The organism is Achromobacter sp., from assembly GCF_036567245.1.
Taxonomy (GTDB): Bacteria; Pseudomonadota; Gammaproteobacteria; order Burkholderiales; family Burkholderiaceae_B; genus Achromobacter.
In genome coordinates this window covers 1-6,966 of the sequence record NZ_DATCUY010000689.1, presented here as the reverse complement: position 1 = coordinate 6,966, position 6,966 = coordinate 1, and the positions used below count along the sequence as shown (strand labels likewise).

The window sequence follows — 6,966 nt, the reverse complement described above, 5'->3', positions numbered from 1 at the left end:
GGGTCGCTGAAGGCGCGGGCCACGCGGATGGAGTTGGGGCGGTGGAATACCTGCGCGGTGGGGCCGTATTGCAGCAGCTCGCCCGCGTCCAGCACCGCCGTGTGGCCTCCCAGCAACAGCGCCTCGCCGGGTTCGGTGGTGGCGTACACCACCGTGGACCGCCCTTCGGCGAACAATTCCGAAAGCTCGTCGCGCAATTCCTCGCGCAGCTTGTAGTCCAGGTTGACCAGGGGCTCGTCCAGCAGGATCAGCGGCGCATCCTTGACCAGCGCCCGGGCCAACGCCACGCGTTGCTGCTGGCCGCCCGACAACTCCGACGGATAGCGGGCCAGCAGATGGTCGATATGCAGCCGCGCCGCCATGGCGCGGACTTTTTCGCCGATGTCCCCGGCCCCGCGCAGCTTGAGTGGCGAGGCGATGTTGTCGTAGACCGACATGGACGGATAGTTGATGAACTGCTGGTAGACCATGGCGACGTTGCGCTGCCGCACCGGCACGCCGGTCACGTCGACGCCATCGGCCAGCACGCGGCCTTCGGTGGGCCGGTCCAGCCCGGCCATGATGCGCATCAGCGAGGTCTTGCCCGCCAGGGTGGCCCCCAGCAATACCGTCATGGCGCCCGCGACGGGGGCCAGGCTCATGGGATACAGGTGCGTCTGCGAGCCGGCCCGCAAACCTACCCTGTCCAAGTTCAGCTGCATCTGGTCTCCTCTACCTACTTATACGTCCCTGTTTTTTACGGCGGACTTCGGTATTCGGTACAGCGGCTCGGCCTGCATTCAAGCGAACAACAGGATGAGCATACTCTTTCAGATAGCTTTCGTTTATTGTGCGTTTTACCCAAGAAGCGAACAAAAAACAATCTTGCAGCGCGTCATTATTTTTCGCTTTTGTTGTTTTACTATACGAACATGACACTGAACCCCAGACAGAGCGCCCTGATCGAAATGGTGCGGGCCCAAGGCTCGGCTTCGATCGAGGAACTCGCCAAACGCTTTGACGTCACGCTGCAGACGGTGCGGCGCGACGTCAATATCCTTTCCGAAGCGGGCCTGCTGTCGCGCTTCCATGGCGGCGTGCGAATCGAAGCGTCCACCATCGAGAACATCGCCTACCGCAAGCGCCAGGGCCTGCACGCCGCCGGCAAGCAGCGCATCGCCGAAGCGGTGGCGCGCGCCGTGCCCGACGGCTGTTCGCTGATCCTGAACATCGGCACCACCACCGAAGCGATCGCGCGCGCCCTGCTGCGCCACCGCGGCCTGCGCGTCATCACGAACAACCTGCACGTCGCGGACATCCTCTCGGACAACCCGGACTGCGAAGTCATCGTGGCCGGCGGCGTGGTGCGTTCACGCGACCGCGGCATCGTCGGCGAAGCCACCATGGACTTCATCCGCCAGTTCAAGGTCGACATCGGCCTGATCGGCATTTCCGGCATCGAGGCCGACGGCACCCTGCGCGACTACGACTTCCGCGAAGTGCGCGTCGCGCGGACCATCATCGAACAATCGCGCGAAGTCTGGCTTGCCGCCGACAGCAGCAAATTCAAGCGCCAGGCCATGGTGGAACTGGCGCACATCTCGCAGATCGACCGGTTCTTCACCGATGCGCATCCGCAAGAGCCGCTGGCCCAGGTCCTGCTGGACGCCGGCGTGCGCTGCGACGTTGCCGCAGCCCCGAATACCTTGAAGCAAACACCTTGAACGCCATGAACCAACCGCTAGCCTCCGTCGCCCCGCCCGACCGCAACCGTCTCCTGAACACGCTGGACAACACGCACTCCTGGGACGTGATCGTCATCGGCGGCGGCGCCACCGGCCTGGGCACGGCCGTCGATGCCGCCTCGCGCGGCTATCGCACCCTGCTGATCGAAGGCGCGGACTTCGCCAAGGGCACATCCAGCAAGGCCACCAAGCTGGTGCACGGCGGCGTGCGCTACCTGGCGCAGGGCAATGTCAGCCTGGTGCGCGAAGCGCTGCATGAACGCGGTCTGCTCAACCGCAACGCGCCGCACCTGGTGTGGCCGCTGGGCTTCGTGGTGCCGGCCTACAACCTGTTCGACCAGCCCTTCTACGGCATCGGCCTGAAGATGTACGACATGCTGGCCGGCAAGCTGAACCTGGCCCCCAGCCGCTGGCTGTCGCGCCGCGACACGCTGGCCAATGCGCCCACCCTGGCCGAGAACGTGCAGGGCAAGAACCTCAAGGGCGGCGTGCTGTATTACGACGGCCAGTTCGACGACGCGCGCCTGGCGATGAGCCTGATGCGCACGCTGTTCGACCTGGGCGGCACGGCGGTGAACTACATGCGCGCCACCGGCCTCACCATGACGGGCGGCAAGGTAGACGGCGTAACCGTGCAGGACGCGATCGGCGGCGCCAGCTTCACGCTGCGCGCGCGCTGCGTGGTCAACGCCACCGGCGTCTGGGTGGACGCGGTGCGGCGCATGGAAGACAAGAACGCGCAGACCATGGTCGCGCCCAGCCAGGGCGTGCACTTGACCCTGCCGCAGGATTTCCTGCCGGGCAAGCGCGCCATCCTGATCCCCAAGACCGACGACGGCCGCGTGCTGTTCGTGGTGCCATGGAACGGCCACACCATCGTCGGCACCACCGATACGCCGCGCGACGACTTGCCGCTGGATCCGCAGGCTGGCGCCCAGGACGTGGATTTCATCCTGAGCACGGCGGCGCGCTACCTCAGCCGCAAGCCCACGCGCGACGATGTCACCAGCGTCTGGGCCGGACTGCGTCCGCTGGTCAAGGCCACCGGCGAAGCCTCCACCAAGGCGCTGTCGCGCGAGCACACCATCCTGGTGTCCAAGGCCGGGCTGGTGACCGTCACCGGCGGCAAGTGGACCACCTACCGACGCATGGCGCAGGACGTGGTGGACACGGCCATCCAGCACCAGTTGCTGACGCAGGCCAGCTGCCGCACGGAATCGCTGCCCTTGCATGGCGCGGCGGGCCTGGCGCCTTCGCAGGAACATGCCGGCACGCCGGACAGCTATTACGGCAGCGACCTGCCGGCCTTGAAGGCGCTGCCCGGCGCCGAGCGCATGCTGGTCAAGAGCAGCGGCCTGTCGGAAGCGCACGTGCGTTTCGCCGCGCGCTACGAACTGGCCCGCAGCGCCGAGGACGTGCTGGCGCGGCGCAATCGCGCCCTCTTCCTGGATAGCGAAGCCGCCATGCTGGCCGCGCCGGAAGTGGCGCGCATCCTGGCGGAAGAGCTGGGGCACGATGCCGCGTGGCAGCAGCGCACCTTGCAGGACCTGGAAGCGGTCGCGGCGAATTACCGTCTCAAGTAGCGCGATGGGCAATGGGTCGCGCGTGCTTGCCCACGCGCCGCACCCATCTCCTACGGGACCCTTAGCGGGCTTTTCTGGATCATCGCCTCGAACGTGCGCAGCAGCGCCGGGTCGCACTTGGAACCGGCCTCCTGGTTCAGGATGCGCATGATCTCCGCGTGCGTGCGCGCGGGGTGATAGGGCCGCGCGTCGCCCAGGGCGTCGTACGAATCGGCCAGCGAAATGATGCGCGAATGCAGCGGGATATCCTCGCCGGACAAACCGGCCGGATAGCCCGAACCGTCGAAATGCTCGTGGTGGTGGCGCACCGCCAGCGCGATCGGTTCACGTTGCGGAATATCGCTGTGCATGATGATGTCGGCGCCCACCGCGGCGTGCGCCTTCATGATTTCCCAATCGTCCCGGTCCAGGCGCGTGGGGGAATACAGCACCCGGTCCGGCGTGCCGATCTTGCCGATGTCGTGCAGGCGGGCGGCAACCGCGATTGCTTCCTGCTCGGCTTCGGGCAGGCCACAGGCCCGCGCCAGCGCCACGCTCAGCGCAACAACTCTTTCAGAATGGCGGCCTGTGGCAGCGTCGCGCGCCCGCATGGCGGCGAACAAGGCCGCCACGCAGGAACCAGCAGGATATTCGGGTACGTCTGGAGGCATCGGTCATCGCGCGCAAGCGGGTCGTGCCGCGTTGCGCCGTATCAAAAGGTCGCGATTCTGACACATTGCGCAGCAATCCTTGCCGATCAGATGCCGCGTCCCAGGGCAAAGCAGAGCCGGGCCGTCCGCAGGCTTGCCGCGCAGCGGACCCGGCTGCGCCGAGCCTCAGCCCTTCAACCTGTCCAGCAGCGCCTTCGCCACGCCCACGGAAGACGCTGGATTCTGGCCCGTGACCAGCAGGCCATCGCCGACCACATGCGGCTGCCAATCGGGACCGCTGGTGTACAGCCCGCCCAACTGCTTGAGTTCATCCTCCACCAGGAACGGAACCACGTCGCTCAGCTGCACTGCGGCCTCTTCCGCATTGGAGAACCCGGTGACCTGCCTGCCCTGCACCAGCGGCTTGGCGTCGGCCGTCTTGGCATGGCGCAGCACGCCGGGGGCATGGCACACGGCCGCCACCGGCTTGCCCGCCGCCAGCATGGTTTCGATCAGCGCGACCGAATTCGGATCTTCCGCCAGGTCCCATAAGGGGCCGTGGCCGCCGGGGTAGAAGACGGCGTCGTAATCGGCCGCCTGCACCTGCGCAAGCCGCAGCGTGGCGGCCAGTTGCCGCTGCGCGTCCTGGTCCTGGCGAAAGCGCCGCGTGTCGTCGGTCTGGGCGTCGGGGTCGTCGCTCTTGGGATCCAGCGGCGGCTGTCCGCCGGCGGGCGACGCCAACGTGACCTGGGCGCCCGCATCGATGAACGCGTAGTACGGCGCGGCGAATTCCTCCAGCCAGAATCCGGTCTTGCGGCCGGTGTTGCCCAGCGTGTCGTGGGAAGTCAGCACGATCAGGATGTTCATGTGGCGCTCCTTTCATCCGGGCCGACGCGCACGATGCGCTTGCCGGCATTTTCACCCTTGAGCAGCCCCATCAGGCCGCGCGGCGCGTTCTCCAGCCCATCGACCACGTCCTCGCGGTACTTGATGCGGCCTTGCTTGATCAAGCCTTCCATCGCCTCGCGGAATTCGCCATAGCGGTGCGCGTACTCGTTGAAGATGATGAAGCCCTGCATCTTGAGGCGCTTGGTCAGGATGGTGCGCATCAGCAGACCCAGGCGGTCCGGACCTTGCGGCTGGCTGGTGGCGTTGTAGGCCGAGATCAGGCCGCAGACCGGTATCCGCGCGCGCGGATTCAACAGCGGCAGCACCGCGTCGAAGACCGCGCCGCCGACATTCTCGAAGTACACGTCGATGCCCTGCGGCACGGCGCTGGCCAGGCGGCCCGGCAGATCGGGCGCCTTGTGGTCCAGGCAGTCATCAAAGCCCAATTCCTGGACCACATAGCGGCACTTGTCCGCGCCGCCGGCGATGCCCACCACCTTGCAGCCGTGGATCTTGGCGATCTGTCCAACCACCGCGCCCACCGCGCCGCTGGCCGCGGCCACCACCACGGTCTCGCCCGCCTTGGGCTGGCCGATGTCCAGCAGGCCCATGTAGCCGGTAAAGCCCGGCATGCCCAGTACGCCCAGCGAATAAGACGGGTGTTCGGGATCGGGCCCCAGCCGCAGCAGACCGGCGCCATCCGACAGGGCGTAGTCCTGCCAGCCGGATTGCGCCAGTACCCACTCGCCCGGCCGATAGTCGGGGTGGTTGGAGGCCTCCACCCGCGTGACGGTGCCGCCGACCATGACCGCGCCGACCTGCACCGGTTCGGCATAGGACGGCGCGTCGCTCATGCGGCCGCGCATATAGGGATCGAGCGACAGGTACACGGTGCGCAGCAGCACCTGGCCTGGCCCCGGCTGTGGAACTTCGCCGGTTTCCAGGCGGAAATCGCTGTCGGCCGGCTCGCCCTGCGGGCGCGCGGCGAGCACGATGCGACGGTTGATGGAAGACGATTGCGGCATGACGGTCCAGCCTCCTGCAAGGAAGCCGCCCGGGCCTTGCGGGAACAGCCCGGGTGGCGGGATGGGGTACCGGTCCATTACACCATCGATGCCCGCGCGGCCGATGTGTAACCCTGGCCCTTGCCCCTCTTTTAATTAATTAATAATTTAATTAACATGCATCGCATGCGCTCCGATTCCTCCACTCCCCCTCGCCGGCCCGGTCGTCCGCCGCGCCCCGACAACGCCACCGCCCGCGCCAATCTGCTGGACGTCGCTACCGGCTTGTTCGCGGCCCAGGGCGTCGCGGCCACCACGCTTACGCACATCGCGCAACGCGCGGGCGTCACCTCGGCGATGGTGCACTACTACTTCAAGAGCCGCGACCAACTGATAGACGCGGTGGTGCAGGAGCGGATCGTGCCGGTCATCGGCTTTGTCTGGTCGCCCGTGCCGCAGGCGCAGGATCCCGCGGCCGATCCTCCCGCCGCCGTGCGGGCCTTCATCACCGAGGTCGTCGACCGGCTGGTGCAAAGCGCGGCCGAACGCCCCTGGCTGCCGGCGCTGTGGCTGCATGAGGTCGTCAACGAAGGCGGCCAATTGCGTGACCGCGTGCTGCGCCATTTGCCGGCCGAACGCCTGCAGGCGTTTTCCGGCCTGATCGCGACCAGCCAACGCATGGGCGCCATCACGCCGGGCGTGGAGCCGCGCCTCGTGTTCCTGTCCATCCTGGGCCTGACCCTGCTGCCGCTAGCCACCTCCAGCCTGTGGCGGCGCGTGCTGCAGGACGACGCCCAGGCGCAATCCATCGACACCCGCGCGATCGCGGCCCACGCGATCGCCATGCTGACGGGCGGCCTGTTCTCGCCGTCCGTTTCGATTTCCGCTCCTCCAGGACGCTGACCATGCGCATCCCTCCCGTCTTGCGCCGCCCCCTGCCCGCCAGCATGCTGGCCTTGCTTGCCCTGGGCGGCTGCGGCAAAGAAGACCACGCCTTCTTCCAGGGCTACGCCGAAGGCGAATACGTCTACGTGGCGTCCTCCGAAGCCGGCCGGCTGGCCGAACTGCCGGTGCGGCGCGGCCAGCAAGTGGCGGCCGACGCGCCGCTGTTCGCGCTGGAGGCCACGCGCGAAACCAC

The 6,966-nt window shown here is 67.2% G+C and carries 7 protein-coding genes and 1 pseudogene; 4 read left to right on the top strand and 4 right to left on the bottom strand.

The window, feature by feature from the left end:
• A partial coding sequence (locus VIR09_RS29555) for an ABC transporter ATP-binding protein (protein ID WP_332016108.1) occupies nucleotides 1–701 on the bottom strand: 701 nt, incomplete at its 3' end.
• A 210-nt stretch (nucleotides 702–911) separates the two neighbouring features.
• On the opposite strand from VIR09_RS29555, the gene VIR09_RS29550 reads away from it, so the two are divergent.
• A complete protein-coding gene (locus VIR09_RS29550; protein ID WP_013394120.1) occupies nucleotides 912–1,703 on the top strand; it encodes a DeoR/GlpR family DNA-binding transcription regulator in 792 nt (263 codons plus the stop codon).
• A 5-nt stretch (nucleotides 1,704–1,708) separates the two neighbouring features.
• Complete coding sequence (locus VIR09_RS29545; RefSeq protein ID WP_332016107.1) at nucleotides 1,709–3,307, top strand: glycerol-3-phosphate dehydrogenase/oxidase; 1,599 nt, start codon at nucleotides 1,709–1,711, stop codon at nucleotides 3,305–3,307.
• A gap of 50 nt (nucleotides 3,308–3,357) precedes the next feature.
• On the opposite strand, the gene VIR09_RS29540 is transcribed toward VIR09_RS29545, so the two are convergent.
• The 3 genes from VIR09_RS29540 to VIR09_RS29530 all read right to left on the bottom strand — a co-directional run bounded on the left by VIR09_RS29540 (nucleotide 3,358) and on the right by VIR09_RS29530 (nucleotide 5,849).
• Complete coding sequence (locus VIR09_RS29540) at nucleotides 3,358–3,957, bottom strand: HD-GYP domain-containing protein (protein ID WP_332016106.1); 600 nt, start codon at nucleotides 3,955–3,957, stop codon at nucleotides 3,358–3,360.
• 165 nt (nucleotides 3,958–4,122) lie between these two features.
• Entirely contained in the window at nucleotides 4,123–4,803 is a 681-nt protein-coding gene (locus VIR09_RS29535; RefSeq protein ID WP_332016105.1) for a type 1 glutamine amidotransferase domain-containing protein, read from the bottom strand.
• Entirely contained in the window at nucleotides 4,800–5,849 is a 1,050-nt protein-coding gene (locus tag VIR09_RS29530) for an NADP-dependent oxidoreductase (protein WP_332016109.1), read from the bottom strand. The genes VIR09_RS29535 and VIR09_RS29530 overlap by 4 nt, the downstream gene beginning before the upstream one ends.
• 165 nt (nucleotides 5,850–6,014) lie before the next feature.
• Between VIR09_RS29530 and VIR09_RS29525 the strand changes: the two genes are divergently transcribed.
• Both VIR09_RS29525 and VIR09_RS29520 read left to right on the top strand, forming a co-directional pair.
• Nucleotides 6,015–6,731 (top strand): TetR/AcrR family transcriptional regulator, encoded by a 717-nt coding sequence (locus tag VIR09_RS29525; protein ID WP_332016104.1) that lies wholly within the window; start codon nucleotides 6,015–6,017, stop codon nucleotides 6,729–6,731.
• Between the two features lie 2 nt (nucleotides 6,732–6,733).
• A pseudogene (locus tag VIR09_RS29520) lies at nucleotides 6,734–6,966 on the top strand (secretion protein HlyD); the annotation flags it as partial.